Here is a 26,597-nt window from a genome sequence, read left to right on the forward strand (position 1 = left end):
CAGGCCCGGAATCCACCTGAGTGGATTCCGGGCCTGTATGGCTGCACCGGGTAGTAACCCGATGTTCAGACTAAACCGTCAATTTACTCGGCCACAACAGCCAGGTTAATGTGAACGGTTACGTCAGAGTGCAGCTGAAGCTCGATTTCGTACTCGCCAACCACGCGGAGCGGGCCTTCGGGCAGACGAACTTCACTTTTCTCAACGTCGGTACCGGTGGCGGTAATCGCATCTGCGATGTCACGCACACCGATGGAGCCGAACAGCTTGCCTTCTTCACCAGCCTTGGAGGTAATGGTGACTGAGGCGCCTTCCAGAGCTTCGCCACGAGCCTGGGCCGCAGCCAGCTTCTCAGCTGCCGCTTTCTCCAGCTCTGCACGGCGCTCTTCGAACGCTTTCAGGTTGTCAGCGGTTGCCGCAACAGCTTTGCCATAAGGCAGAAGAAAATTACGACCGTAACCGGCCTTTACCTTGACCTTGTCACCCAGTGAACCAAGGTTTGCTACTTTTTCGAGCAGAATAACATCCATCTCGTTAACCTCTTCGTGCTTTATTCAGCCGGGCCGGAGGGCTTCATTCGCCTCCGGATGTCCAGCCAGCTATCCACAAAAGCCAGAACTACCAACAGAATCATCAGGCTTGGACCAAGCAGTACCAGTGCCAGGTAGAACAGCACCAACCACTGACCACTCAGGTTTTTACGACCGACAACACCATGAACCAGGGCCAGGCCCGCAACAAACAGCGGCAAACCTCCAACCCAGCCCAGCAGCATGGAATTCAACCCGAGAACGGGCCCTGCCACCATGGTAATCACACAGATAACCGCGATTGCCGGTGACAGCCGGAGCGAGTGAAACTCGGTCCGGAATCCGCCGGGGTTGTACAACCCGGCCTGCCAGGATCTTGCCAGCATGGTCATGCACACCCCGATTACCAGGTAGGTGCCCGCCATGCTCGCATTCATGGTTTGCCGAATGACTGTTTCCAGCTCACTGCCAAGACTACTGGCAATTTCGGCGTTGTACTCTTCGTAAAATCTCACCCCGGCCTGCACCAGATCGTTCAACAGATCCGGGTACACCAAGGGCAACATCAAGCCTGTCACAATCCCCAGGAAACTGCCTGCGAGCAGCGCTTTCTCCCACGACAGGGTTATTCTCAGGATGGACGCCATCAACATTGCCTGAAGCAACACCACCAGGGCCGTCGGGTCCTGCCCGAACCAGCTCCAGCCGAGTGCCGGAAGCAATGCCCAGAGGCCGATACTAAGCCCCTGGCTGATACCCAGTCTGAGAATGACCAGGCCAATAACCGCCGCACCTATCCAGAACAACAAGGGTATTGCAGTGGTAACTGCTGCCACCCCGCCTGCCTGCAGAGGACCGCGCATTACAAACTGTGCCAGTGCACGCATGGTCCCGGGTCCTGTTTATTCTGTTACTTAGTTGTCGTGGCTGTCCGAATACGGCAGCAGTGCCAGGTAGCGGGCACGCTTGATAGCGGTAGCCAGCTGACGCTGATAGCGTGCCTTGGTGCCGGTAATACGGCTGGGCACGATCTTGCCGGTTTCAGTGATGTAACCTTTCAGGGTGTCCAGATCCTTGTAATCGATCTCTTTAACACCTTCTGCCGTGAAGCGGCAGAATTTACGACGTCTGAAAAAACGAGCCATAACTTAACTCCTCAACTCCGGTGATGGTTTTACTCTTCTTCGTCCTGGGTTTCAGCCTGCTGACGTGGCTCGTCAGATTCAGCTGAACGACGCGGACGATCATCGCCGCCACGACGGTCTTCACGGGACTCGGAAGCTTTCATCGGGGACAGTTCGATGTCGGCACCATCGCGGCGCAGGATCATGTCGCGGATGATGGCATCGTTGAAACGGAAGTTGTGAGTCAGCTCGTCCATCGCTGCCTGTGAACATTCAATGTTCATCAGAACGTAGTGAGCCTTGTGAATCTTGTTGATCGGGTAAGCCAGGTGACGACGGCCCCAATCTTCCAGGCGATGTACCTTGCCGCCATCTTCATTGATGACGCCGGTATAGCGCTCGATCATCGCGGGCACCTGCTCGCTCTGATCCGGGTGTACCATAAATACGATTTCGTAGTGACGCATGAGTTCTCCCTACGGTTTAAACAGCCTCCAGCACAGGCACCGGTTTCAACAAACAGGGCAAATGCAGAAAGCAAGGAGGTGGCAGGCAAAGCTGCCGGCTTCTTTTTGCTTTTATCAACAAGACATTACGTATAAAGCCTGCTCAAAAAGCCGATATTGATCACCAGGATTTCAGGCAATACAACATCGCCCCCTGAAAAGGGGGTCACGTATTCTAGGCGTGTGGCTGATACTATGCAAGCCGTTGACGCAAGGCTTCGTAAAGGCAGACACCGGTAGCCACCGACACATTGAGACTGTCCACGTGGCCAAGCATGGGGATATTGATCAACAGATCACAGTGTTCCCGGGTCAGGCGCCGCATACCTTTGCCCTCGGCACCCATTACCAGAGCGACCGGGCCGGTAAAATCCGCTTGATACAGGGTATTGTCCGCCTCGCCGGCGGTGCCAATGAGCCAGACGCCATCATCCCTGATCGTACGCATAAACCGCGCAAGATTGGTGACACGTACCAGAGGTACGGTTTCAGCCGCGCCACAGGCCACTTTCCTGACGGTCGGCGACAACGACGCAGACTTATCCTTGGGCACGACCACAGCCTGGACACCCACGGCATCAGCGGTTCGCAGGCAGGCGCCCAGGTTATGGGGATCGGTAACCCCATCCAGGATCAACAGAAACGGCGGCTTGTCAGACCCTGACAGCATGGCCAGGAGATCGTCCTCACTCCATTCACGGCTTTCGGAAACCGCGGCCACAACACCCTGATGCACGCCGGCTACGCGCTGATCCAGTTCCTTGCGATGAACCACCTGCCAACGGACTCCAAGCTCATTCAGAGTTTCCGTTACCGTTTTGACACGGCGATCTTCGCGGCCAGTCTGGATCCACACCTGCTGCAAACGCTCCGGCTCACGTTTGAGGACGGCCTCAACCGCATGCCAGCCAAAAATGTACTCTTCAGACACGGCCTATTTTCCTGACTTGCGGGGCTTTCGTTTCTTGTCAGCGCCGGCGGTTTTAGCCGGCGACTTCTTGCTCTTGCCCTTACCCAGTGCAAGCTTGGCCGCTTCCGCCACCAGCTTGTCACGGGCCGACATTTCGCCATCATCATCGAACGTTGGCGTGACCGCGTCGGACGCCCCCGATTTGCCAGAGGGCTTTGAACCAGTCGCTTTCCTGCGGCGAGGTTTAGCGGCCGCATCACCAGCCGTGTCCCGGTCAGCCCTTGGAGCACGGCCAGCGGTGGATTTGCCACCCTTACCTCGTCCCTTACCTTTGCCCTTGCCCTTATCCCGCGGCTCTCGCTTGGTGACCTCCAGTGCATCCCGGTCGGCTTGGCGATGCTGTGGCTCGCTTACCAGCTCCAGGTCCACCTTGCGGTCTTCCATGCCTACACGCATCACCTTCACGCGGACCTCATCGCCCAACCGGAAGCTCATAGCGGTACGCTCGCCGATCAGGCGATGTTTGGCAGCGTCGTGATGGAAGTAGTCACCACTGAGGGTAGACACATGCACCAGGCCCTCAATGTAAACTCCGGAAAGCTCCACAAAGAACCCGAAAGGCACAACGGCTGCAATCACGCCGTCGTACTCCTCGCCTACGTGATCCTTGAGGTATTCGCATTTGAGCCAGGCCATGACGTCCCGCGTTGCGTCGTCGGCGCGGCGCTCCGTCATCGAGCAGTGCTCACCCAGTTGATGCATTCTGGGAAGATCATAAGGGTAATCCGCCAGTTCCGGGTCACGCTTGGGCGGCACCGATACGTCTTTGCTACCGTCCTCGCCGTGAATCACGGACTTGATACCGCGATGCACGATCAGGTCCGGATAACGGCGAATCGGCGAGGTGAAGTGGGCATAACTGGCAAACCCCAGGCCGAAATGGCCACCCTCATCCGGGCTGTAGACGGCCTGACTGAGAGAGCGCAGCATCACCGTCTGAATGACATTCGCGTCGGAACGGTCTGCAATACTGGACAACAGCGCCTGATAATCAGCGGAGGTTGGCTTGTCTCCACCCCCCAGCTGCAGCCCCAGCTCACCCAGGAAAAGCCGCACCGCATTGAGACGCTCCTCGGATGGGCCATCGTGCACCCGGTACAGTGATGGCACCTTGTGCTTCTTGAGGAATCGCGCCGTCGCCACGTTGGCGGCGAGCATACACTCCTCAACGATCTTGTGGGCGTCGTTGCGCTTGACCGGAACGATTTCCTCGATTTTGCGACTGGCGTCGAATATGACCCGGGTTTCCGTGGTTTCAAAATCGATGGCACCACGCTCAGTCCGGGCTTTGCGCAGCAATTTGTAGAGGTTGTAGAGGTTATGCAGGTGCGGCAGCACATGCGCGTACTGCTCCGACAGCCTGTAACCCGGCTCGGAATCCGGCCGCTCAAGCATGTCACTGACCTTGTTGTAGGTCAGTCGCGCGTGGCTGTGCATCACCGCCTGATAGAAGGTATAGCCACTGACGCTACCGTTGGCACTGATGGTCATGTCCGCCACCATGCACAGCCGATCCACACCCGGGTTCAGTGAACACAACCCGTTGGACAGCTTTTCCGGCAGCATCGGCACCACGTGATCCGGAAAGTAGACGGAGTTGCCACGGTTAATCGCTTCTTCATCCAGCGGTGAGCCGGGACGCACGTAATGGGACACATCTGCGATCGCTACCAGCAGACGGTAGCCACCACGCTGGCGCGGCTCACAATAGATCGCGTCGTCAAAGTCCCGGGCGGTTTCGTCGTCGATGGTCACCAGGCGCAGGTTGCGGATATCCACCCGATTCTGCTTGTCCTTTTCGGTCACCTCATCGGCAATGCCGGCAATCTGCTCACCGACGGCCGGCGGCCAACTGTGAGGGATATCGTAGGAACGGATGGCCACGTCGATTTCCATACCCGGTGCCATGTGCTCACCAAGTACTTCTACCACCTTGCCCGTTGGCTGGGTACGCACCGTAGGCTGGCGCAGGATGTCGACCACGACGTATTGGCCGTGCCGTGCATCATTAATGTGCTCTGCCGGAATCAATACTTCGTGGTTGATGCGAGCGTTCTCCGGAACCACAAAGGAGATGCCGCTTTCCTGAAACAGACGACCAACGGTTTGATGGGTACGATACTCCAGCACCTCTACAATCACCCCTTCGCGACGACCACGATCGTCCACCCGGTCCACCCGGGCGGCAACGCGGTCACCGTGGAAAACCTGGCGCATCTGGCGGGCTGTAAGGAACAGATCCGACCCTCCATCATCCGGGATCAGAAAACCGAACCCGTCTTTGTGCCCCGTGACACGGCCTGTAACAAGATCCGCTTCTTCAATGGGCAGGTAGGCTCCCCGGCGATTACAGATCAGTTGTCCGTCCCGGCACATGGCAATCAGCCGGCGCCGAAGGGCTTCGATGCCCTCCTCGGACTGCTGCCCCAACTCGCCACACAGAGTCTCGTGAGTGGCCGGCGCGCCCCGTTCCTTCAGATGGTCGAGTATGAACTCCCGGCTCTGAATCGGGTTGTCGTATTTGCTGGCCTCACGCTGCGCATGTGGGTCTTTGTCCGTCTTTTTTCTGGAAACCATTCGTATCCTTAGTCTGACTTCCCTGTTGGAAATCATTCGTTATATTGCGTTTGCCAAGGAGTATAACGCCGCCAGCACCCGCCTGCCTAACCGACCACCTAAAATAGACGTAAAAACCGGCCCCGGCGGGACAAAAAATATTTGACAGGCTTTTTCCGAATGATTAAAGTACGCGCCATCGGTTGACGGCAATGCCCGTAGCTGCGGCAGAAAGCCCGGAAATTCAACGAAGTAAAACGTTTGGATGCCCACCGGAGAGACTGCAAATCACCTGCCGAGGTGGTGAAATTGGTAGACACGCTAGCTTCAGGTGCTAGTGGGGGCAACCCCGTGGAGGTTCAAGTCCTCTCCTCGGCACCACTTCCTCCCTCAGGAAGTGTTACGAATCCGACACCTTTATAAGCATATGTCGCAACAAATCTGCGTTCGCAAACGCATGAGTTCGCGAAGAGCCACCTCGCGCGCAGCAGGCCCTACTCCACCAATCCCGACAAGTATTCCGAAAGCCGTTGATAGGTATAGTTCACCCGGGCATAGGCCGCAGAGGGCGCTCTTTCAAATTCCCGTCCACAGGCCCGGCTGCCGCCATGGCGATTCAGGTAGGCGATGCTGATCAGATTGGGCTGCTCTGCCACGAACTCGCTGGAATTATCGAAGGGGTAGTAGAACGCCCAGTCAAACCCTTCTGTATTGCTGACCCCTGGCGTGGAACTCATTTCTTCATCCAGGAAGCCAAACCGTAGCGGCCGGAAACGGTCATTGCGAGCATCGAACTCCAGCGCTGGCGAGGTGAACTCGTCCGGCAGTGTGATACTGCCGGTGACCGTGAAAGGCTGCTGAGCAGACACTACCTGGGCCGCATCGACATCCTCCGGATCAATATCCCCCTCGCAGGATTGGACGCTACTCGTGAGCGCCACAATCTCCTCGTTCGCGCCATCGACGGAACGAGTGAAACCGAAAAAGGCATCGTTGGCGAACTGATAGTCGGGGCGCAGAACTTCCGTCTTGCTATCGAAAGTTGCCGTCAGGGACTCGACCCGGGCATCCGCCATGGTCCACTCGTAACGGATCGCCGGCGGGCCACCCAATCCCGAGGACGACGCCAGTCCAGGATGGCAGGTGGTGGTGGTTTCGAACGTCGCGGTACGGTCCTGCCAGTTGAATATCAGCCGCTCATCGGCCCCTCCAGCCTCATGGTAGCTGGCACTCTCCTGGGACAGTGATATCGAAGGCATCCACTGCACATCGGTATCGGTGATTTTGCCTCGGGCATTGATCAAGCGGGCCATTTCCCGCATTGACGGCATCATGCACCCGTTCGCCGTCACGGCCGTTAACCGGCCATCTTCCGAGTAGTCGAACTCCAGCTCAGCGGACACGCTGAGGTTGGACATTGTGGCCGGCAACTCGCTCCCCTCCCCCCTGGCGAGAACTGTCTGGCGCTCAAGGATCACCGGATCCTCCAGCTCAACCGGCACTTCCGGCAATACCAGTTCATCAATGTTGATGTTCTCGTAATTGCCTTGGGAGGCAGCGGCATCAACCACCTGAACCACCTCCAGAGCATTGCGGGCAAAGGATATGCCCAGAAGATAAACCGCCTCTTCGCTCAGATAGCGTTCGCGTCCGTCACCATTACGCAGGAGATTGGCATACTCCGGTGGGAACTGACTGGCCATGAAGCGGGCGAAGGCGCGGGCGTATGCGTGGGCACGGTGATCACCGGACCGGATATAGTTACTGACCAGGTTCACGTTGCCGAGAGCATCAGACAGATCGGTACTGATGACCGAAAGATCCTGCAACCCAATCAGGCGGCGTTGCCGCACCAGGTGACTCAATGGCGTGACATTGCGCACCCCAGGCGGCGCGCTAAGCAGGTAGGCGTCTTCCAGCACCACTTCCCCGATGCGGGTCTGCTCCATGGTCTGGCCAGGCAATACCACGGCAAACAGCGGAAAGTCCCTGGGATCGATATCCGGGGATATGGACGGGTCCTGCACCAGTTCCGCAGTATCCAGCGAGAACACGCCACCTTCTCCCGTCAACGCGGTGGGCTCTCCGTCCCGCAGGGTTATTTCCGTGCCGGCGCTGTTTTCAAAGGTCATCGGGCCCGGCGTGTATTGGCTGTCACCGTCCATGTCCAGCCACACCCTGGCATTGCGCAGGTAGCCGTCAATCACCCGGCCTGTATAGGGCTCAGGCTCGCTGTAATCCTCGGCGTCGAAGTCACGGCCATCGACCGGTGACTTGTCGGATTCCTCGCCGCAACCGGCAAGGGCCAGCGTGAACAGGGCAACTGAAAGGGAGAGCAGACGTTTCATCGCGGCAACCATTGTCCTTGTTAGAGGTTGTGCCGCTACTGTAGGGGATGTTGCCGGGGGGAACCTTGATAGGTTTGGCAATTTGTAAACTTAGGTAACAAAAACGCGCCGCGGGAGCTGTCCCGGCGGCGCGCTGACGCGCACAAGCGCCTACTAGAACGAGCGCGCAACGATCTCTTTCATGATCTCATTGGTGCCGGCGTAGATGCGCTGTACCCGCGAGTCCGCCCAGGCGCGGGCGATGGGATACTCCCACATGTAGCCATAGCCACCATGAAGCTGAACGCACTCATCCATGACTTTGCACTGCAGGTCGGTGGTGTGCTGTTTCAGCATGGCTGCCGTTGGAATATCCAGCTTCTTTTCCAGATGCAGTTCCAGACAACGGTCACAGAAGACCCGGGCAGCGGTGATTTCCGCCTTCATCTCCGCCATTTTGAATCGGGTGTTCTGGAACGCTATCACCGGTTTGCCGAACGCCCTGCGCTCCTTAACGTAGTCCAGGGTCCACTCCCAGGCGGCTTCCGCCGCAGCGACGGCGGTCAGCCCCACCTGCAGGCGCTCCGCCGGCAATTCCGCCATTAACTGAAAAAAGCCCTGGCCTTCCATCGAGCCCAAAAGCTTGTCCGCCGGCACCTTTACGTCCTGGAAGAACAGCTCGGACGTGTCCTGGGCCTTCATGCCCACCTTGTTCAGGTTCTGCCCCTTCTCGAACCCTTCCCAGGCGGCTTCAACCAACAACAGGCTGGTGCCCTTGGCGCCTTCTTTCGGATCGGTTTTGGCCACCACGATCACCAGGTCCGCCAGCTGGCCGTTGGTGATAAAGGTCTTGGAGCCATTGAGTACGAAATGGTCGCCAGAGGCGTTTTTCACCGCCGTGGTTTTCACCCCCTGCAAGTCGGAACCTGCGCCCGGCTCGGTCATGGCGATGGCACCGATCATTTCGCCGGTTGCCAGTTTCGGCAGGTAATACTGTTTCTGTTCTTCGGAGCCGTAATTGAGGATATAGGGGGCAACGATGTCGGAATGCAGGGTCCAGCCGATGCCGGACAGGCCCGCCCTGGACACCTCCTCCATGATGACAGCGCTGTAGCGGAAGTCCGCGCCTACGCCGCCGTATTCCTCCGGCATGGTCGGGCAGAGGAAACCAAGTTCGCCGGCCTTCTTCCAGAGCTCGCGGCTGACCTGGCCATCTTTCTCCCACTGTTCATGGTAGGGCGCCGCCTCCTGCTGCAGGAACTTGCGGACGGAATCCCGGAAGCCGTCAAGGTCGGCGTCAAAGACTGTGCGTGGAATCATGGTGTACCTCGGTGAATGACTGTGTTGTGGTTGTCGTTCACCAAGTCTCGGGGGCGCGGCGTTTTCGCTCAATGATGAAAAGCATCAATCGGGCTGACCAAAACCATCGCCCATTGGTTCAGTCGGGCTGTTTCGCCTTCGCCCTCTCCTCACCCCAGCGCGGCATCAGATCCTGGGGCAGGCCCAGGTGATCCAGAAGTCGGGCAACGATGAAATCCACCAGGTCACTCACGGAATTCGGCCTATGATAGAACCCCGGACTGGCCGGCATGATGACCGCCCCCATGCGAGTCAGGCGCAGCATGTTTTCCAGGTGCACTTCCGAAAAGGGCGCTTCCCGGGGCACCAGGATCAATTGCCGCCGCTCCTTAAGGGCCACGTCTCCGGCGCGCTCGATCAGATTGTTACTAGCGCCGGTGGCCAGGGCCGACAGAGTGCCGGTACTGCAGGGACAGATCACCAACGGAGCTTTTTCACCCGAACCGGAAGCCGGCGGGGCGAACCAGTCTTCCCGGCCGAACACCAGCACTTGCCCCGGACGGGCGCCAGCATAGCTGGCAAGCGCTTCCTGCATGGCGGTGGTGTTGCCCGGCAATTTGAGATCGGTTTCCGTGGCAATCACTACCTGTGCTGCCTTGCTGATCATCACATGCACCCGGCAGTTCGCCGCCACCAGGCACTGCAACAGGCGCAGACCGTACTGGGCGCCGGAGGCACCGGTAAAGGCCAGATTGATCACCCGCTGTTTTTCGGACGCTGCCGTCGTCATACTGAAGTTTCCTGATTGGATAGCGGAGGCAGGATGCCCCGTCAGCCGGATTTACGTTCCAGTTCGGCAATCAGCTTCTGGTGAATACCGCCAAAACCGCCGTTACTCATGATGACAATATGGCAGGGACCGGATACCTGATCCAGAACCTGGCCGATCAGTTCCTCAACGCTGGCCCCGACACGATGGCGATCCGGTGCATCCACTGCCGCGCCACTGCCCTCGACCAGTGCTGGCAACCAGTCCATGCCATTGAGATTGGCCCAGAATACCTGGTTCGCCGCTGCAGCACTGGGCAGCAGGCTCTGCTGGTGAAAACCTTGTTGCATGGTGTTGGAACGTGGCTCGATCAGTGCAAGGATAGGCTCATCGCCCACCTTGTGGCGCAGACCTTCCAACGTGGTAGCGATGGCCGTCGGATGATGGGCAAAATCATCGTAGACACAAACCCCGCCGACATCCGCCAGCAACTCCATCCTGCGTTTAACGCCCGAAAAGCGGCACAGCGCCGCCACGGCATGGTCCGGGGTAACACCCACATGGCGGGCTGCTGCGATGGCCGCGAGGGCGTTGCGCACGTTGTGCAGGCCGGTTTGAGACCAACTGACTGAAGCCACCGGCTGTTCGCGGTGCAACACCATGAATCGACTGCCGTCCTCAGCCAAGAGCTCCGCCCGCCAGTCGGCCATATAGGGCACTTCGCTGCCCACCGAGGTAGCCTGCACGCTGCTCCAGCAGCCAAGCTCCAACGCCCGGTCAAGATGGGCATCCAGGGCCGGGCGCACAATCAACCCACGGGAAGGCACCGTTCTGACCAGGTGATGGAACTGACGCTCGATGGCTTCAACGTTGTCAAAAATATCCGCGTGATCAAACTCAAGATTGTTGAGGATCAGGGTATGGGGGCGATAGTGGACAAACTTGGAGCGCTTATCAAAGAAGGCACTGTCGTATTCATCGGCCTCAATAACGAAAAAGTCGCTGCTACCCAACCGCGCCGAAACCGGGAAATCATTGGGAACCCCGCCTATCAGATAACCCGGCTCCAACCCGGCCTGCTCCAGAATCCACAACAACATGGCGGTTGTGGTGGTTTTGCCATGGGTTCCGGCGACCGCCAGCACCCAGCGATGACGCAGAACCTCCCGCGCGAGCCATTCCGGGCCGGACATGTAATCAATATTCTGATTAAGAACCGCTTCCACCTCCGGGTTGCCCCGGGACATGGCGTTGCCCACCAGAACCAGGTCCGGCTGAGGCTTGAGGTTGTCAGAATCGTAACCTTCCATTAACCCGATTCCCTGGGCCTCCAACTGGGTACTCATGGGCGGGTAAACCCCCTGATCGGAGCCCGTCACGGTGTGCCCGAGCTCCCTCGCCAGTACCGCCAGACTGCCCATAAAGGTGCCACAGATTCCCAGGATATGGATGTGCATTCGGTTATCGACCTCTTAAATGAAACCTGCAAAGCGTCCCGTATAGAATGCGGGTCGTCAAGCGTTCCTTACGACGTTTGATGTCATGAAAAAAAAAAGCGATTGGCGTATCATCTGCCGCACTCGATGAAACTGCAGGAGGCACCAGCCGGAAATGGCCACCAGAAACGCATTCTATGCCCAATCAGGCGGTGTGACCGCCGTCATTAACGCCAGTGCCTGCGGGGTTATCCAGACCGCCCGCAAGCACCCCGATCAGATCGGTAAGTTGTACGCCGGGCGTAACGGGATCATCGGCGCGCTCAAAGAGGAACTGATTGATACCAGCCTCGAAAGCGATGAGGATATCCAGGCGCTGATCCACACTCCGGGCGGTGCGTTCGGGTCATGCCGACATAAACTGAAGAACTTTTCCGAGAATAAACGCGAGTACGAACGCCTGATTGAGGTGTTCCGCGCTCACGACATCGGCTATTTCTTCTACAACGGCGGCGGCGATTCCCAGGATACCGCGTACAAGGTGTCCCAACTTGCTGAGAAAATGGGCTATCCGATTACCTGCATCGGCGTACCCAAAACGGTGGATAACGACCTGCCCTTCACCGACTGCTGCCCCGGTTTCGGCTCGGTGGCCAAGTACATCGCCACCTCTACCCTGGAAGCCAGCCTGGACATTCGCTCCATGTGCGACACCTCCACCAAGGTGTTCATCCTGGAAGTGATGGGGCGCCACGCTGGCTGGATCGCGGCGTCTGGTGGCCTTGCCGGGAAAGGTGAAGGCGAACCGCCTCACGTTATCCTGTTCCCAGAAGTGCCCTTCGAGCGTGAGCGCTTCCTTGAACGTGTGGATTTCTGCGTCAAGGAGTACGGCTACTGCGTGGTCGTCGCCTCGGAAGGCGCCCAGTATGAAGACGGCCGCTTCCTGGCCGATGCCGGCGCCAAGGATGCCTTCGGTCATACCCAGCTCGGCGGTGTCGCGCCAGCGCTGGCTAACATGGTACGCCAGGCCCTTGGGCACAAATATCATTGGGCTGTAGCCGATTACCTGCAGCGCAGTGCCCGTCACATTGCGTCCGCCACGGACGTAGAGCAGGCCTACTCCGTAGGCAAGGTGGCCGTGGAAATGGCGTTGGCAGGTAAACAGGCGCTGATGCCAACGATTGTGCGCGAACAGTCACGCCCTTATCGCTGGCACATTGGTGAGGCACCGTTGAGCGAGGTCGCCAACCAGGAGAAGAAAATGCCGATCCATTACATCACGGATGACGGCTACGGCATCACGCAAGATTGCCGCGACTACCTGGAGCCACTGATTCACGGCGAGAGCTTCCCGCCGTTCGATGATGGTCTTCCGAGGGTCGCGAAGCTTAAAAATCAGCTGGTCGAGAAAAAACTGAAGGCCGACTTCCAGTTCTAAGCCGCTGACCTACAAAAAAGGCGCCACCGAATCATCGGCTGGCGCCTTTTTGTTGCAGAATCGTTTATCCACCAGCAGCTTCAAACCGCTGCACGTAGTGCGAGAAATGGTCGAACCCGCCAACATGCTCTTCGCCCACAAAAATCTGGGGCACCGTGTGCACGGGCTTACCAATGGTTTTCTCCAGATCCGCCTTGCTGATGCCTTCCTCGATCATGTCCACGTAGCGGTAGGGAATGTCCCTGATCTCGCACAATTGCCGGGCGCGCACGCAAAAACCGCAGGACGCACGACCGTAGATGGTGACATGATCCATAAACTGACTCCTGTTCAAAACAATGGGCGACCCTGCGCTTCGCAGTTGTCGACAAGCTGTACCGTATGGTGGCACGCCCAATGAAAAAATAAAATTAATGAACTGAATGGTACCGATAGCCTGGACTGATACGTCCAGCGCTATCGGGCTTCACCGTGCTGCCTTACCCAGTCAGGTACTCAGGTTTTCAGACGGCTCAGTTCCGTCTCCAGCACTTTTACCTGTTCGTCCAATGTCTGGCCGCTGCCACTGACCCGTTGCGCCAATGCCCGGAGATCGTTGGCAGCGTCTCCAATACGGGTGAGGTTGCGATTGATCTCTTCACTGACGGAACTTTGCTCTTCGGCCGCCGTGGCCACATGGGTGACATGCTCCACAATGGTCGCTATGCGCTCAACCACTGAGGCCAGAGAATGGTCCGCTTCACGTGTTCCCTCCACCGCTCGGGTGGCGCGATCAACACCACCCTTGATCACAGTGACGGCTCCGCCCACGTCGCTTTGAAGGCCATCAATCATCTGGCTGATCTCATCGGTGGACTCACGGGTACGGGACGCCAGTGTTCTGACCTCGTCGGCCACGACGGCAAAACCTCGACCCTGCTCCCCCGCTCGCGCCGCTTCAATGGCGGCGTTCAGCGCCAGCAGGTTGGTCTGTTCCGCGATTCCCCGGATCACTTCAATAATACGGTTAATGTCTTCACTGCGAGTGGCAACCTGGCCTATCGCGGTGCTGGCCTCATCCATATCGCCCGCCAATGCACCCACGCCGTCCAGGGCAGACGTCAGCGTATCCTGGGTAAAACGGATGCCATCCTGGGCCATCTGCGCGTTTTCAGCTGCCTCACCCGCGAAGCCTGCCACTTCACTGGCGGCGGCGGACATTTCGTTCATGGCGGTAACCACGCTTTCGATGTCCTGATGCTGGCTCTCGGTCTGCTCGTCGGTTTCCTTGGCGATCCCATCCACATCTGCCGCCTGTTGGCTGACCTTGGCGTTGACGTCTTTCAGGTCGTTGATCATTTCCCGTAACCGGCCCAGGAACTGGTTGAACCCGCCGGCCAGCTCAATCAGCTCCGAGTGGGTATCGATGTTCAACTCACTGGTCAGATCCCCTTCGGCACTGGCCAGGTTCTTCATCCGGTCACGGATTTCGTTCAAGGGTTTGGTCACCGAACGAACCAGCACCACCAGGATCAGGATCGCCACTACCGATACCAACACACCCACCATGGTCTGGCGCCCTGCGGTGGTGTTCACCTCGCTGGACAACAGGCCGGTGATTTCGGCCACGTCAGCCAGTGCGGTCTGCCGGGGTAATTCGATCAACAGTGACCACTGGGCGTCGGGCAGGTCAATCTCGATGGGGTAAGACACGGCCAGTGTGTCGCCATCGTCGTAGGTACCGCCGTCATTGTGCAGGGAAGCGTATGTTTCGGCCTGCCCGGGCAGTGCTTCCGATAACGGCCTTCCAAGATACTCGCCGTAGTGGCTGGACGCGGCAATCAGCCCCTTACTGCTCAGCAGGGTCACCCTTGATGCGCCGTCGTAGAGGTTGTCGCTGACATTCTGGATCGCTTTCTGGAGCGTAGACAGGTTGAGGTCAACGCCAGCCACGCCCGCAAATTCGTTCCCGTTCATAATGGGCACGACCAGGCTGGTCATCAGTTCGGTATAACCCTCTTCAATTTCGTATTCGTAAGGCTCCATGATGCAGGGCTCCCGGCTATCCCTGGAACACAGGTACCATTCCGCCTCGCGAATACCGAACTCATTCCGGTTGTCCAGGTACTTGGTCGAAGGATCCTCGGTGCGACTGAACACCACATCGCCCTCCAGAGAGCGGTAGTAATAGATTTCCAGGGTACCGTCATCGCTGCTGTGTTCTTCGACGCCACCGGTGAAGTAGCGGTCCTGGCCGTCGTAGGCGTCCGGTTCAAATTGGGCATAGATGGAACTCAGTCCCTCCTGCTCCTCCAGCACCGCACCCACCGTTTCCTGAAGGGCAACGCGGCTGATGCGGCCGGAACTATCGGCCTGTATATTCCGGCTGATGACGTTGCGGACGACTTCCGGTGTCCGATACGCTGTGGCAAACATGCCGCTGACAACCTCACCGTATTTCCCGGCGGTTGCACTCAACCGGTCGATGGCAAGGCTGCGCACCGTGTCACGGGTTTCGGAGGTAATTCGCTGCTCCATCTGCCCCAGGGAAAGTTGGGCGGTCAACACAATACTGATTCCCATTACCAGTAGCAGCGTAATAACCAGGGCATAGAGTTTGAAGCGCAGTGACAGTTTTTTCATTGATACAGCAACTTGTCTCGATTGGAGTTCATTATCAGCTTGATGCCCTAAAAGGCATAGCTGCCATTAGAGCCTGATCGGCATTCACCTCAACAGGAGCGTCCATTGGCCTATCTCACCTTGTTCATGACCGCACTGGCCGCAGCAACGATACTCCCGGCCTATTCGGAGATTCTCCTTGGCGGCATGGTGACTCAAGGCTATTCGCTCTGGTGGATATGGTTCTGGGCGACAGCAGGCAACACCGCAGGCTCGGTTATTAATGGGGTTATCGGCCGGCAGGTGGATCGCTTTAAGCACAAACGCTGGTTTCCGATTTCCGAATCCCAGCTCGATAAAGCCCGCACCCGCTTCAACCGTTACGGGCAATGGTCGCTGCTTCTGGGGTGGCTGCCACTGGGCGGCGACGCACTGACCCTGGTTGGCGGGATCATGCGCGTGCCCTGGCTCAACTTCGTGATCCTGGTGGCCATTGGCAAGGGATTGCGCTACGGCTTGGTCATCTGGTTGGTGCTGGAAGCATCGGGGGTGCCGGGATCACCATAGAGGTATTCCCGGAGCAGATCCTCACCGTTGAATTCCGCATTCAGCACCGCGATGAACGTATAGACACCAATCAGCTTCCGGTTCAGGAATACGAATTCCTTCGGCGGCACCTTGAAATAGCGGCTGATGGCTGAGCGCGCTGCCTGGCGCGCCACCCGCGACGGCAGGTCACTTTGTTTCCAACGGTACTGGCCGCGGTCGTTCACTGCTTCACCGGGCCAGTTGCTACGGTCCCTGGAAAGGGGCTCCAATACCGACATGCAAACCTTGCCGAACGTGTCCAGAACATCATCGGGCCAATCCTCGCTCATGAAACGCAACCGGATACCGCCGTCAATCACCTCTGTCAGGTCGCCCTCGTAGGAAGCCCGGATCATCTGAACGACCGGGTCCAGGAAGGTCGCTGAGTAAGCCTGTACCGCTCCAAAATCCAGCAGCACAATCTGGTCGGTTTCGCTGTTCGCGCCTTCCTCACCGGCGATGCGGATCCGGTAGTTGCCGAAATTGGGATCCGTCTGGATCTCACCCCAGATAAACAACTCACGGAAGAACAATTCCAGCGCGGCACGGCCCAACTCGCTACGACGATCCAGGGCCAGGTCTCGTACCGCCACTGAACTCACTGAGTGGCCTGGCTCGTAGGTGGAGGCGATGACATGGGCCGTGCAGTACTCGTCGAGAACACGGGGCACCACAAAACGGGGATCGTCCAGCAGCATCTGCCGGAATTTTTCAGTGGTACGGGCTTCGAGGCGGTAATCCACCTCTCGGTGCATCATGTCCCGCACCTCTTCCAGCCAGTCGTTGAACTCGGGACCGAAGGAGACCAGGCGGGCAATCTTGAGCAGATGTGCCACTGCGTTAAGGTCACTGTCGACTGCTTCGTCAACGCCGGGGTACTGGACCTTGAGCACCAGTTCCAACCCGTCGCTACGCCGGCGCGCTCGATGAACCTGCCCCAGAGAAGCCGCGCCAATCGGGTCGGGATCCACGTCCAGTTCCGCCAAACGGTCAGCACCCAGTTCAGCCTTAAGCACCCGCTCGATCGACGGCCATTCCAGCCAGGTGGTCTGATCTTCTAGGGTATGCAGTGCTTCGGTTACTTCCTCAGGCAGGAAGTGCTCGCCATAGAGAGCCATCACCTGCCCGATCTTGACGACACTGCCCTTGAGCTTGCCCAACTCGTCCACCAGGAATTCCGCCTGGCTGGATAGCATGGCCCGGTGCCGGGCCTCCCGCTTGTCCTTGCTGCTGAACCAGTTGGTGGCCATATGGGAGGCCATCCGGGTGCCTGCGAAAAGCCCCGCCCTGGTGAGGGTAAGCCGGCGCTCAAAGCTGCCGGTCTTGATACGTGCAACAGATGTGCTTTTGGGTCTGGATGCCATCAAAAACCTGCTCGGTTCTGTAAGTGTTGGCGCTATCAGCCTGCATGACCATTATACGGATACCCGGGCCATCAAACCTAACCGGCGTGCCGTCAATTCATTGCCCTTGGGGCCAATGCAAACCGCCCCTTCTGTGTTTACTTCTGTCCCTGGTGAAAGGTTTTACGTTTTTACACAGACCCCACACCCAAAGCCGTTTAGTATAAAAATGTGGTCGATTACCGCGCCACTGATGCCCAAAAACAACAAGACAGCAACAATGACACAAACCACCAGCAAACCCTCCGACACCAAACTGTCACAGTTCCGGGTGAAGGGTGAAATTCCGGTTCCGATGCTGATCGGCTGGCTTACTCTGGCAGCGATCCCCATCCTGCTATTTTTCGCATGGCGGTCCCTGGACCGCGGAATGCCTGGCTCCGCCACAACTCTGATCGTCTTTGCCGCGCTGCTCAGTGTCAATGGTATTGTTTATCTCATCAGTCACAACAGTACCGTGCAACGCCGTGGTTTTATTACCGCGATTACGATCCTGTTCACCTATCTGGCAATCAATGCGGTGGAGGACGGCTCTGCCATTATCTGGCTATTTGCCTACCCACCCATCATTTTTTACATCAGCGAAGCAAAAGTAGGCGTGCTTGCCTGCTCCGGAGGCCTGGCGGGGGTTGCGCTGCTGTTCAGCCCACTCGGGGACCTGGCGTTCGATTCGCCCTACAGCACCAGTTTCAGACTCACCATGCTTGCCGTACTGGGGTTTGAGATGTCCACCTGCTACGTCCTGGACCAGAGCCGGCGGCGCAGTAAACTGGGGCTGCTGAAACTGGCTGCCGAGTTCGAATATGCGGCGAAACACGATGCGTTGACGGGGCTTGCCAATCGACGTGAAGCTCACGAGCAACTGGAAGCCGAATATCAGCGATACCTGCGCAATTCGCGCGGCTTTTCGGTGTTATTGATGGACATTGATCTGTTCAAATCTGTCAACGACAACCATGGTCACCAGGTGGGTGATGAAACCATTGTGATGGTAGCCAGGACGTTGCAGGAACACAGCCGGAAAGTCGATACGCTAGCGCGCTGGGGCGGAGAGGAATACCTGGTATTGCTGCCCGAGACTGACACTGTCGAGGCCGTCCAGACGGCTAACCGCATACGCCAGACCATTGCATCAACGCCTATAGAGACCCAGGGCGGGAGCATCAACACCACCATCAGTGTCGGAGTAGCCACTATCCACGGCGCAGAGTCTGTGGACCGACTGCTACAGCGCGCCGACGAAGCGCTTTATCGGGCCAAGACCCTGGGGCGTAACAAGGTGTGTGATTTCGAAGCTACCCACGGCTAGCTAGCAAGGCAACCGCCTCAATCGGCACTTGGGCTGCGTATTACCAGCCCGCTACCCGTCGAACAGCGCCACCCGCCAGGCCATTAACCAGTTCATCCGAGAGAGTAGGAGCAAGCCCGGCAACGGTTACCCCGGGGACGAAGTCGCTGACCTGGCACATGGCCATGCCAGCATAGCCGCAGGGGTTGATCCGACGAAACGGTTCCATGTCCATGGACACGTTCAGGGCCAGGCCATGGAACGAACACCCTCGCCTTACACGCAGCCCCAGCGACGCAATCTTCGCTTGGTCTACGTAGACACCGGGCGCATCCGGTCGTGGCGCTGCCGTCACCCCCATCCCCGCAAGGGTCCGGACAATGGCTTGCTCAATGACATCAACCAGAGAGCGAACTCCCAGGCGGTGGCGAGTCAGGTCAATCATCAGGTAGACCACAAGCTGGCCAGGGCCGTGATACGTCACCTGGCCACCGCGATCCACCAGTATCACCGGGATATCACCGGGCGCCAGTATGTGCTCGGCTTTGCCGGCCTGCCCCTGGGTGTAGACCCTTGGGTGTTCCAGCAGCCAGAGTTCATCGGGCGTGGAGGCGTCTCGCGAGGCCGTGAACGATTTCATCGCCTCCCAGGTTTCCAGGTAGGGCTGCTCGCCCAAGGTGCGGACTATAAGCTCGTCCATCAGTTTACAGCACCATATGAACCCGGCCGCTGGCCTTGAGCTCCTCGAACAGGGCTTTCAGCTGTGGCTCGCCCGTGGCAACGATCTTCAGGTTAACCGATGCAAACCGACCGCCGCGACTGTCTTTCACCGTCACGTCGTCGCTCGAAATCCCCGGCGCATGTTGTTCCACCACGCCCACCACGAACTCCACAAAGTCTGGCGCAGCGTCTCCGATCACCTTGATCACGTAGTCGCAGGGAAACTCGATCTTGGGTGCCTTTGGTTCGCTCATCCCGGTTTATCTCCTACAGACAACTCTCAGCCTTACTCGAAAAGCTGAACAAAGAATAGTTTGATGGCGTCCCAGATCCGCTTGAAGAAACCGCCTTCCGGGATATCGCTGAGCGCCAGCACTGGCTGATCCACGACCACGTCATCACCGAGCTTCACCGTTACCTGCCCCAGTTCGTCGCCCATTGAAATTGGCGCCTTAATCACAGAGTCGAGCTCAACGGTGGATTCCAGTGAGTCTCTTGAGCCTCTGGGGATAGTCACGTAGACGTCTTTCGTCATCCCTACTGACAGACCGTCGTTTTCGCCACCCCAAACGCGCGCTTCCAGCAGTTCCTGTCCGGCACGGAACAGGCGCTCAGTCTGGTAGTAACGGAAGCCATAGTTCAGCATTTTCTGGACTTCCTGAGCGCGGGACGAGGTGCTGTCAGTGCCCATAACCACTGCAATCAGCCGCGTGTCATTACGTTTGGCTGACGCCACCAGGCAGTACCCGGCTTCCTCGGTATGGCCTGTCTTCAGCCCATCGACACTGTCGTCACGCCACAAAAGACTGTTGCGGTTAGGCTGACGAATGTTGTTGTAAGTGAAATGCTTCTGCGCATACAGCGGGTAGTTTTCCGGGTAGTCATTGATGATCGCCTTCGCCAGGAGGGCCAGATCGTAGGCAGTGGAGAAATGATCCGGTGCAGGCAACCCAGTGGCATTGGCAAAACTGGACTCGTTCATACCCAGAATCTGTGCCTGCTGGTTCATGATATCGACGAACGCCCCTTCACTGCCGGCAATGTATTCGGCCAGTGCCACCGAGGCATCGTTCCCGGACTGAATGATGACGCCCTTTAGCAGGTTCTCGACCGACACCTCTGTGCCTTCCTGAACAAAGGTCCTGGAGCCTTCGGTTCGCCAGGCGTTGACGCTGACCGGCACCATGTCGGACAGGGAAATCCGCCCCTCATCCAGTTCCCGTTCCACAATATACGCCGTCATCATTTTGGTCAGACTGGCCGGCGGCAGACGCTCATGGCTGTTCTCTTCCATGATAATCCGTCCGGAAAGCGGATCCATCAGGATATAGGAACTCGCCGCAATCTGCGGTGATGATGGAATCAGAACAGCCTGCGCCGCTACCGGCATTGCCGGAAGCAGGATCAGGAGCAGAACAGCAGAGAAGGCTCGGAACGCTTTATTTAGTGCCATGGGTCCATTCAGTTTCAAGTAAGTGACTGGTTCAATGAGTGTCGGTCAGAAGTATTGATTGACCAAATCCGTGAGTTTCAAGCAGGCTCTGGGCTCTCAGGGCTTCATCCTCATCCCTGAACGGCCCGACCTGAACGCGGTGAAAGCGGCCAGAGGCCGTCTCCACTTCCCTTACCCGCATTGGGTTTGCGACTGCACGCCGCGCCCGATCCAGAAGGGCTTCGGCCGGGTTGCGCTGGCTGAACGAACCCAGTTGCACGAACAGGGCCTCGCTAGCCGCGCCGGGATCCGTCAGGCGCTTCGCATCCACAGGTGCTCCCGACTCCGGGAACGGCTTGCCGGCAAGCGTCATCGAGCCGTCAGGACTCACCGTGATGGCGGCTACCTCTACCCTGGCCGTACCCCTGCCCTGATAACCCAGCTTTTTGGCCGCAGCGTAGGAAAGGTCAATCAGGCGATCCCCATGGAAGGGACCACGGTCGTTGACCCTAACCACCACCGAGCGACCGTTATCGAGGTTGGTCACCCGGGCGTACCCTGGAATTCTCAGGCTCTTGTGCGCCGCTGACATCTCGTACATGTCAAAAACCTCTCCATTCGAGGTTTTGTGACCATGGAACTTCTCACCATACCAGCTCGCGGTGCCGCGCTGAACATAACCATCGTTACTGCCCACGACATGATATTCCTTGCCCCAAACCTGATAGGGTGACTTGTTTCCAGCGCGGCGCGGCTCCTCAAATCGAGGCGTGGCATCGGCAAGTCCCGATGCATCGAAGTTGCCTGAGGGCGCACGGTCCTGGCTCAGGGTGTAGCGGGAGGAATGGTCAGGTTCGGGCGATGATGCACACCCTGCCAGCACCAGTACCCCGAAAACCAGTAGTAAAACATGGCGTTTCATCACGAGCTGTTACTTTCCCCATTGTTTTCATTTGCCAGCGGCCGCATCCGCTCTTGGAGCGCATCTGCCAACTGGTACACCGCCATGGCGTATAGATGACTGTGATTGTAGCGGGTTATCACGTAAAAGTTATGGTAGGTCAGCCATAGTTCAGTGCCCTCGTCACCGACGAGACGGATCGCCCTGGCTTTAGCGTCGCCGGGCACATCCATTTTCGGGACGATACTCGCCTGCCGATAGTCGTTGACCGTCAACGTCGGCTTCAGTTCCCTGGTCAGTAATGGTGAACTCTTTGGCAGACTGTCACCTACCTGCTCCGCTACAGGCTCACCGGTTTGCCAACGATGGGCGTGAAAATAATGGGCGACACTGCCGATGGCATCCACGGGATTGGCCAGGATGTCGGTAACGCCATCGCCGTCAAAATCAAGCGCGTAATGCCGGTAGCTGCTGGAGATGAACTGGCCATACCCCATCGCCCCCGCGTAGGACCCCGTCACTTCCAGGGGGTCAAAACCCTGTTCGCGGGTCATCAGCAAATACTGGACAAGCTCGCTGCGAAAAAAGCGACTCCGGGGCGGATAGTCGAATGCCAGAGTGGCAAGGGCATCAAGCACCCGATACTTCCCTTTGTAGGTGCCATACCAGGTTTCGACACCGATAATTGCTGCAACGATTGCTGCAGGTACACCGTACTCACGTTCGGCGCGCTCAAAGGCTCCCTGATGCTGCTTGAGAAAGTTGACGCCTTGCTCTATGCGCTCCTCACGCATAAAGATCCGACGGTATTCGTACCACTCAAGGGTTTTCTCAGCCGGTCGGCTGATAGCTTCCAATATCGAGTCACGGCGCTGCGCATTAGCCAGTATTGCCGACACACGCTCGGCTTCAAACCCGTAGCGTTCCGACATTTCACGAACAAAGTCACGGCTCTCAGGTGTCTCATTGTAAGGCCCGGCCTGAGACGGAGAGGCAAAGAATGCCATCATCATCACTCCAACACCTGACCAATACCTGACCGCTTTCATGAATCCCCTTGGCTGGCTTCGACTCGAGAACTTTTTCAGTACAACGTCACCACGGCTGCGGCCCGTCATCGCGGCCAAGATTACCATGGCCGCGGGACCCGCAACCATTACTCCCCGTCCATGGTCGGTGCCGAGTCATCACGCACTGATCATCCGCCTATGGGTATGGACCGACATCAACACCCCAAACGCCGCCATCAGCGTTACCCCTGACGTTCCGCCATAGCTGACCAGCGGCAGCGGCACACCCACTACCGGCAAAAGACCACTGACCATACCCACATTGACGAAGACGTAGATAAAAAACGTCATCGTCAGCGCGCCCGCCAGCAGCCGGCTGAACGAATCCTGTGCCGTCGATGCAATGTACAGGCACCGTAGAACAATCAGGAGGTAGAGCACCAGAAGAATAAGCATGCCCACAAAGCCAAATTCCTCCGCCAGCACGGCAACGATGAAATCGGTATGGCTCTCAGGAAGAAATTCAAGATGGGACTGTGTGCCCTGGAGCCACCCCTTGCCATCCATGCCCCCCGAACCGATAGCGGTCTTGGACTGGATAATATTCCAGCCGGCGCCAAGCGGATCGCTCTGCGGATCCAGCAAGGTCAGTACGCGCTGCTTCTGATAATCACGCATAACGAAGAACCACATCAGTGGCGCCGCCACTGATGCCATGGCCAGAAATGCGCCGATCAGGCGCCACCCCATGCCGGCAAAAAACACGACGAAAATCCCGGCAGCTCCTACCAGCAACGAGGTCCCGAGGTCCGGCTGCAGTATGATCATCGCCATGGGCGCCAACACAATGAGCAACGCCACCGCCACATGGCGAACCCTGGGGGGCAGGTAGTGGCGCGAAAGGTACCAGGCGGCCATCATCGGCACTACCAGCTTCATCAGCTCCGAAGGCTGGAAGCGGGGCAGCCCTGGAATGGCCAGCCAACGCTGTGCGCCCTTGGCACCAACGCCAACCAGCAAGACCGCCGCCAATCCCACAATCCCGGCCAAGAACAGCCAGGGCGACCAACGCCGGAACACAGCCGGGTCAAGCTGGGCGAACACGAACATCACCACCAGGGCCACCCCCATCCGGATACCCTGCGCTTTGACGACTTCCAGGTTGCGGTCGGCCCCGCTGTACAAAACAAACAGCCCACCCGCAATTAGGGTCAGCAACAAGACCAACAATATCGGGTCGATATGCAACACCGACCAGATCCCCCTAGGGCCAGATAGGGGGTGACGAGCTGACTGATTAAACAGGCTACTGGCTGGCATCAGTGGCTCCCCTCCCCGGATGAACCAACCACGAGTTCACTGCCTGTCCTGGAGAAATCCAGCAACCAGGCATCAAACATGGCCCGGGCAACAGGCGCAGCCGTTCCACTACCGCTACCACCGTTTTCAACGATAACGGCAACGGCGATCTGTGGGTCTTCTACCGGCGCAAAGCCGACGAACAGAGCGTGATCGCGCAAACGCTCACGGATTTCCTCTTCGTCGTACTCTTCATCCTCGGCCAGACTGAACACCTGCGCTGTACCGGTTTTGCCAGCCATTCGATAAGGTGCCCCCTTTGCTGCTCTGCGGGCCGTGCCTTTGTTGCCGTGCATCACTTCGGCCATGGACTCCACAACAAACTCCCAGTCATCCGGATTTTCAAGCTCAATGGACTGGTGCGTACCCGTCGGCAGCGCCTCATCAATCGATTGATCACCCTTGATGTCTTTCAGCAGCCTCGGCTCGGCCCAATGACCACGGTTCGCGATCACGGAGGTAGCGGTCGCCAGTTGTAGCGGCGTCGCCAACATGAATCCCTGCCCAATACCAAGGTTGACCGAATCCCCGGGATACCAGGGCTCGCTATGGATAGCGCGTTTCCAGTCACTGGAGGGCAACAAACCGCTGAGAGCTCCGGCAACGTCCAGGGTGGCGTCTTCTCCGAACCCGAAGTCGGAAAGGTACTTGTGCATAGTATCAACACCCATGGTCACAGCAGCCTCGTAAAAATAGATGTCACAGGATTCTGCCACCGCTGACTTCAGATCTACCCATCCGTGACCGCCCCGCTTCCAGTCACGCCAGCGTCGACCGCCAGAATTCAGCTGGTAGTAGCCGGGATCCCAGATGGTCTTGTCCCGGGTGACGGCATTGCTGTCGAGCGCGGCAATGGCCAGCATGGGCTTGAGGGTGGAGCCAGGCGGGTATTGGCCCCGCAGGGCACGATTGAAGAGGGGCTTATCCACGCTTTTGCTGAGTGATCGATAGGCTTCAACACCTATGCCGGTCACGAACAGATTGGCATCAAACCCTGGCACACTGGCAAGGGCAAGGATCCCTCCGCTGGAGGGTTCAATTGCAATAATGGCGCCACGCCGGCCATCCAGTAGGTCGTGGGCGAGCCTCTGCAACCGCAAATCCATATGCAACTGAATATCTTCCCCGGGCACCGGGTTTTCGCGCTCAAGCACACGCAGAGTTCGGCCCCGCGCATTGGTTTCTACATGCTGATAGCCGACTTGCCCGTGCAGGAGCTTCTCGTAGAAACGCTCCACCCCGGATTTGCCAATATAGTTGGTGCCCGCGTAGTTCACCGGATCAATTCGCTGCAGTTCCTGTCGGTTGATACGCCCCACGTAACCAAGGGCGTGGGCCGTCAGCGTACTGTGTGGGTAGTACCGAACCAGTTCCGCGGACACCTCGACGCCGGGCAACTCATGGCGATGAACCGCAAGGCGCGCGATCTCCTGCTCGTTCAGGTCGTAGCGAAGGGGCAACTCCTGGAACGGACGACGAGGCTCAAGCAGCCGACGCTGGAACCGTTCCATGTCTTCCTCGGAAATGCTCAGCATGCCCTGGAGTTTTGCCAGGGTCTGATCCATGTCATCAACACGCTCGGGCACCAGCGTCACGCTAAAGACCGGGCGGTTCTCAGCAAGCAGGACATCGTTGCGGTCATAGACCAGCCCCCGGGGAGGCGCCACGGACTGAACCTGAACACGGTTTTTGTCGGAAAGCGTGGTGTAGATGTCGTGTTCCACGACCTGCAGTTGGTACATCCGGGCGATCAACACGCCCAGCAATACAAAGACCAGCAACAGCATGACAAAGGCACGACGCTGAAACAGACGCCGTTCGGCAGCGATGTCTTTGAACTCTCCCCAGGGCATATTGGCTTGGCTTCCTAGGCCCGGTGATAAGGATGGTTGCGAGTGACGGACCAGGCGCGGTAGAGCTGCTCGGCTAGAAGGATCCGCACCAATGGATGCGGCAGGGTCAAGGCAGACAGCGACCACAGCTGATCAGCCCTGTCCCGGCAGATGTCGGCGAGACCATCCGGCCCGCCGACAAGAAAGCTGACGTCGCGACCGTCCAACTGCCAGTTCTCAAGCTGGCCGGCCAGTTTTTCAGTGGACCAGTTGCGGCCGCCAACTTCCAGGGCAATCACCCGGTCACGAGGGCCCAGCGCCGAGAGGATTGCGTCCCCCTCTCGCTGCATCAGCCTGGGGATATCCGGGTTCTTGCCACGATGGGCCAGGGGGATTTCCACCAGATCAAGAGACAACTCCGGCGGCATCCGGCGGGCATACTCATTATACCCCTGGCTGACCCACTCGGGCATTTTCTGCCCTACACAGACCAGGCGTAACCGCATGA

Annotated in this window: 24 protein-coding genes and 1 tRNA gene; 4 read left to right on the forward strand and 21 right to left on the reverse strand. The window is 58.0% G+C overall.

Features of this window, described 5'->3' with window-relative positions; genetic code table 11:
• Positions 1 to 83 precede the first annotated feature (83 nt).
• From rplI to rnr, 6 genes are all read right to left on the reverse strand, one after another.
• Positions 84 to 530 carry a 50S ribosomal protein L9 gene (rplI, locus tag B3M52_RS00575; protein WP_036203904.1) on the reverse strand — a complete coding sequence of 149 codons (447 nt, stop codon included), beginning with the start codon at positions 528 to 530 and terminating at the stop codon, positions 84 to 86.
• A 20-nt stretch (positions 531 to 550) separates the two neighbouring features.
• A complete protein-coding gene (locus B3M52_RS00580; protein ID WP_036203901.1) occupies positions 551 to 1,417 on the reverse strand; it encodes a hypothetical protein in 867 nt (288 codons plus the stop codon).
• A gap of 27 nt (positions 1,418 to 1,444) precedes the next feature.
• On the reverse strand, positions 1,445 to 1,675 hold the full coding sequence (rpsR, locus tag B3M52_RS00585) for a 30S ribosomal protein S18 (RefSeq protein ID WP_007154918.1): 231 nt from the start codon (positions 1,673 to 1,675) through the stop codon (positions 1,445 to 1,447).
• A gap of 29 nt (positions 1,676 to 1,704) precedes the next feature.
• On the reverse strand, positions 1,705 to 2,121 hold the full coding sequence (rpsF, locus tag B3M52_RS00590; protein ID WP_036203898.1) for a 30S ribosomal protein S6: 417 nt from the start codon (positions 2,119 to 2,121) through the stop codon (positions 1,705 to 1,707).
• A gap of 232 nt (positions 2,122 to 2,353) precedes the next feature.
• Entirely contained in the window at positions 2,354 to 3,091 is a 738-nt protein-coding gene (gene rlmB / locus B3M52_RS00595) for a 23S rRNA (guanosine(2251)-2'-O)-methyltransferase RlmB (protein ID WP_036203896.1), read from the reverse strand.
• Positions 3,092 to 3,094: 3 nt separating this feature from the next.
• On the reverse strand, positions 3,095 to 5,707 hold the full coding sequence (gene rnr / locus B3M52_RS00600) for a ribonuclease R (RefSeq protein WP_075194947.1): 2,613 nt from the start codon (positions 5,705 to 5,707) through the stop codon (positions 3,095 to 3,097).
• Positions 5,708 to 5,980: 273 nt separating this feature from the next.
• Here rnr and B3M52_RS00605 point away from each other — a divergent pair.
• Positions 5,981 to 6,067, forward strand: a tRNA-Leu gene (locus B3M52_RS00605).
• Positions 6,068 to 6,180: 113 nt separating this feature from the next.
• Here the strand turns inward: B3M52_RS00605 and B3M52_RS00610 are convergent.
• From B3M52_RS00610 to mpl, 4 genes are all read right to left on the reverse strand, one after another.
• The gene (locus B3M52_RS00610; RefSeq protein ID WP_286748470.1) at positions 6,181 to 8,034 is read right to left on the reverse strand and encodes a hypothetical protein; all 1,854 of its coding nucleotides are present in this window, start codon (positions 8,032 to 8,034) and stop codon (positions 6,181 to 6,183) included.
• A gap of 153 nt (positions 8,035 to 8,187) precedes the next feature.
• On the reverse strand, positions 8,188 to 9,333 hold the full coding sequence (locus B3M52_RS00615) for an acyl-CoA dehydrogenase family protein (RefSeq protein WP_286748471.1): 1,146 nt from the start codon (positions 9,331 to 9,333) through the stop codon (positions 8,188 to 8,190).
• A gap of 118 nt (positions 9,334 to 9,451) precedes the next feature.
• Positions 9,452 to 10,102, reverse strand: coding sequence for a flavin prenyltransferase UbiX (locus tag B3M52_RS00620; protein ID WP_286748472.1), 651 nt, complete (start codon positions 10,100 to 10,102; stop codon positions 9,452 to 9,454).
• A gap of 41 nt (positions 10,103 to 10,143) precedes the next feature.
• Positions 10,144 to 11,538, reverse strand: coding sequence for a UDP-N-acetylmuramate:L-alanyl-gamma-D-glutamyl-meso-diaminopimelate ligase (gene mpl, locus B3M52_RS00625; RefSeq protein WP_286748473.1), 1,395 nt, complete (start codon positions 11,536 to 11,538; stop codon positions 10,144 to 10,146).
• 154 nt (positions 11,539 to 11,692) lie between these two features.
• Between mpl and B3M52_RS00630 the strand changes: the two genes are divergently transcribed.
• The gene (locus B3M52_RS00630) at positions 11,693 to 12,955 is read left to right on the forward strand and encodes a 6-phosphofructokinase (RefSeq protein ID WP_036203882.1); all 1,263 of its coding nucleotides are present in this window, start codon (positions 11,693 to 11,695) and stop codon (positions 12,953 to 12,955) included.
• A 64-nt stretch (positions 12,956 to 13,019) separates the two neighbouring features.
• On the opposite strand, the gene B3M52_RS00635 is transcribed toward B3M52_RS00630, so the two are convergent.
• Together B3M52_RS00635 and B3M52_RS00640 are read right to left on the reverse strand one after the other, a co-directional pair.
• The gene (locus B3M52_RS00635) at positions 13,020 to 13,271 is read right to left on the reverse strand and encodes a GrxA family glutaredoxin (RefSeq protein WP_286748474.1); all 252 of its coding nucleotides are present in this window, start codon (positions 13,269 to 13,271) and stop codon (positions 13,020 to 13,022) included.
• Positions 13,272 to 13,450: 179 nt separating this feature from the next.
• Positions 13,451 to 15,577 (reverse strand): methyl-accepting chemotaxis protein, encoded by a 2,127-nt coding sequence (locus tag B3M52_RS00640; RefSeq protein WP_286748476.1) that lies wholly within the window; start codon positions 15,575 to 15,577, stop codon positions 13,451 to 13,453.
• A gap of 105 nt (positions 15,578 to 15,682) precedes the next feature.
• On the opposite strand from B3M52_RS00640, the gene B3M52_RS00645 reads away from it, so the two are divergent.
• Positions 15,683 to 16,123 carry a YqaA family protein gene (locus B3M52_RS00645; protein ID WP_041333438.1) on the forward strand — a complete coding sequence of 147 codons (441 nt, stop codon included), beginning with the start codon at positions 15,683 to 15,685 and terminating at the stop codon, positions 16,121 to 16,123.
• Here the strand turns inward: B3M52_RS00645 and B3M52_RS00650 are convergent.
• A complete protein-coding gene (locus B3M52_RS00650) occupies positions 16,066 to 17,508 on the reverse strand; it encodes an ABC1 kinase family protein (RefSeq protein ID WP_286748477.1) in 1,443 nt (480 codons plus the stop codon). The two genes, B3M52_RS00645 and B3M52_RS00650, sit on opposite strands and share 58 nt — an antisense overlap.
• A 259-nt stretch (positions 17,509 to 17,767) precedes the next feature.
• Between B3M52_RS00650 and B3M52_RS00655 the strand changes: the two genes are divergently transcribed.
• On the forward strand, positions 17,768 to 18,856 hold the full coding sequence (locus B3M52_RS00655) for a GGDEF domain-containing protein (RefSeq protein WP_286748478.1): 1,089 nt from the start codon (positions 17,768 to 17,770) through the stop codon (positions 18,854 to 18,856).
• 40 nt (positions 18,857 to 18,896) lie between these two features.
• Here the strand turns inward: B3M52_RS00655 and lipB are convergent, their stop codons facing one another.
• From lipB to rlmH, 8 genes are all read right to left on the reverse strand, one after another.
• Positions 18,897 to 19,535: a lipoyl(octanoyl) transferase LipB gene (gene lipB, locus B3M52_RS00660; protein WP_286748479.1), complete on the reverse strand. Its 639-nt coding sequence runs from the start codon at positions 19,533 to 19,535 to the stop codon at positions 18,897 to 18,899.
• A gap of 4 nt (positions 19,536 to 19,539) precedes the next feature.
• A complete protein-coding gene (locus tag B3M52_RS00665) occupies positions 19,540 to 19,809 on the reverse strand; it encodes an HP0495 family protein (RefSeq protein ID WP_041333432.1) in 270 nt (89 codons plus the stop codon).
• Between the two features lie 32 nt (positions 19,810 to 19,841).
• A complete protein-coding gene (locus B3M52_RS00670; protein ID WP_286748480.1) occupies positions 19,842 to 21,008 on the reverse strand; it encodes a D-alanyl-D-alanine carboxypeptidase family protein in 1,167 nt (388 codons plus the stop codon).
• A gap of 31 nt (positions 21,009 to 21,039) precedes the next feature.
• Positions 21,040 to 21,909, reverse strand: coding sequence for a septal ring lytic transglycosylase RlpA family protein (locus B3M52_RS00675; RefSeq protein WP_041333428.1), 870 nt, complete (start codon positions 21,907 to 21,909; stop codon positions 21,040 to 21,042).
• Positions 21,909 to 22,895: a lytic murein transglycosylase B gene (gene mltB, locus B3M52_RS00680; RefSeq protein ID WP_414673590.1), complete on the reverse strand. Its 987-nt coding sequence runs from the start codon at positions 22,893 to 22,895 to the stop codon at positions 21,909 to 21,911. Before mltB ends, B3M52_RS00675 begins: the two co-directional genes overlap by 1 nt.
• Positions 22,896 to 23,075: 180 nt before the next feature.
• Positions 23,076 to 24,218: a rod shape-determining protein RodA gene (rodA, locus tag B3M52_RS00685; protein ID WP_286748482.1), complete on the reverse strand. Its 1,143-nt coding sequence runs from the start codon at positions 24,216 to 24,218 to the stop codon at positions 23,076 to 23,078.
• On the reverse strand, positions 24,218 to 26,110 hold the full coding sequence (gene mrdA / locus B3M52_RS00690; protein WP_286748483.1) for a penicillin-binding protein 2: 1,893 nt from the start codon (positions 26,108 to 26,110) through the stop codon (positions 24,218 to 24,220). Before mrdA ends, rodA begins: the two co-directional genes overlap by 1 nt.
• Positions 26,111 to 26,124: 14 nt before the next feature.
• Positions 26,125 to 26,595: a 23S rRNA (pseudouridine(1915)-N(3))-methyltransferase RlmH gene (rlmH, locus tag B3M52_RS00695; protein ID WP_075194938.1), complete on the reverse strand. Its 471-nt coding sequence runs from the start codon at positions 26,593 to 26,595 to the stop codon at positions 26,125 to 26,127.
• Positions 26,596 to 26,597: the final 2 nt, after the last annotated feature.

Source organism: Marinobacter sp. UBA2688, assembly GCF_002352785.1.
GTDB lineage: Bacteria > Pseudomonadota > Gammaproteobacteria > Pseudomonadales > Oleiphilaceae > Marinobacter > Marinobacter salarius.

Excerpts from the sequence above, each read along its gene's own strand:
- B3M52_RS00655 (WP_286748478.1), top strand. The coding sequence starts at position 17,768 with ATGACACAAACCACCAGCAAACCCTCCGACACCAAACTGTCACAGTTC.
- B3M52_RS00670 (WP_286748480.1), bottom strand. The coding sequence starts at position 21,008 with ATGGCACTAAATAAAGCGTTCCGAGCCTTCTCTGCTGTTCTGCTCCTG.
- B3M52_RS00620 (WP_286748472.1), bottom strand. The coding sequence starts at position 10,102 with ATGACGACGGCAGCGTCCGAAAAACAGCGGGTGATCAATCTGGCCTTT.
- B3M52_RS00615 (WP_286748471.1), bottom strand. The coding sequence starts at position 9,333 with ATGATTCCACGCACAGTCTTTGACGCCGACCTTGACGGCTTCCGGGAT.
- rodA (WP_286748482.1), bottom strand. The coding sequence starts at position 24,218 with ATGCCAGCCAGTAGCCTGTTTAATCAGTCAGCTCGTCACCCCCTATCT.
- rpsF (WP_036203898.1), bottom strand. The coding sequence starts at position 2,121 with ATGCGTCACTACGAAATCGTATTTATGGTACACCCGGATCAGAGCGAG.
- B3M52_RS00675 (WP_041333428.1), bottom strand. The coding sequence starts at position 21,909 with ATGAAACGCCATGTTTTACTACTGGTTTTCGGGGTACTGGTGCTGGCA.
- B3M52_RS00610 (WP_286748470.1), bottom strand. The coding sequence starts at position 8,034 with ATGAAACGTCTGCTCTCCCTTTCAGTTGCCCTGTTCACGCTGGCCCTT.
- lipB (WP_286748479.1), bottom strand. The coding sequence starts at position 19,535 with ATGGACGAGCTTATAGTCCGCACCTTGGGCGAGCAGCCCTACCTGGAA.
- B3M52_RS00580 (WP_036203901.1), bottom strand. The coding sequence starts at position 1,417 with ATGCGTGCACTGGCACAGTTTGTAATGCGCGGTCCTCTGCAGGCAGGC.
- B3M52_RS00650 (WP_286748477.1), bottom strand. The coding sequence starts at position 17,508 with ATGGCATCCAGACCCAAAAGCACATCTGTTGCACGTATCAAGACCGGC.
- B3M52_RS00635 (WP_286748474.1), bottom strand. The coding sequence starts at position 13,271 with ATGGATCATGTCACCATCTACGGTCGTGCGTCCTGCGGTTTTTGCGTG.
- B3M52_RS00665 (WP_041333432.1), bottom strand. The coding sequence starts at position 19,809 with ATGAGCGAACCAAAGGCACCCAAGATCGAGTTTCCCTGCGACTACGTG.
- B3M52_RS00630 (WP_036203882.1), top strand. The coding sequence starts at position 11,693 with ATGGCCACCAGAAACGCATTCTATGCCCAATCAGGCGGTGTGACCGCC.
- rpsR (WP_007154918.1), bottom strand. The coding sequence starts at position 1,675 with ATGGCTCGTTTTTTCAGACGTCGTAAATTCTGCCGCTTCACGGCAGAA.
- B3M52_RS00640 (WP_286748476.1), bottom strand. The coding sequence starts at position 15,577 with ATGAAAAAACTGTCACTGCGCTTCAAACTCTATGCCCTGGTTATTACG.
- mrdA (WP_286748483.1), bottom strand. The coding sequence starts at position 26,110 with ATGCCCTGGGGAGAGTTCAAAGACATCGCTGCCGAACGGCGTCTGTTT.
- rnr (WP_075194947.1), bottom strand. The coding sequence starts at position 5,707 with ATGGTTTCCAGAAAAAAGACGGACAAAGACCCACATGCGCAGCGTGAG.
- rplI (WP_036203904.1), bottom strand. The coding sequence starts at position 530 with ATGGATGTTATTCTGCTCGAAAAAGTAGCAAACCTTGGTTCACTGGGT.
- mltB (WP_414673590.1), bottom strand. The coding sequence starts at position 22,895 with ATGGCATTCTTTGCCTCTCCGTCTCAGGCCGGGCCTTACAATGAGACA.
- mpl (WP_286748473.1), bottom strand. The coding sequence starts at position 11,538 with ATGCACATCCATATCCTGGGAATCTGTGGCACCTTTATGGGCAGTCTG.
- rlmH (WP_075194938.1), bottom strand. The coding sequence starts at position 26,595 with ATGCGGTTACGCCTGGTCTGTGTAGGGCAGAAAATGCCCGAGTGGGTC.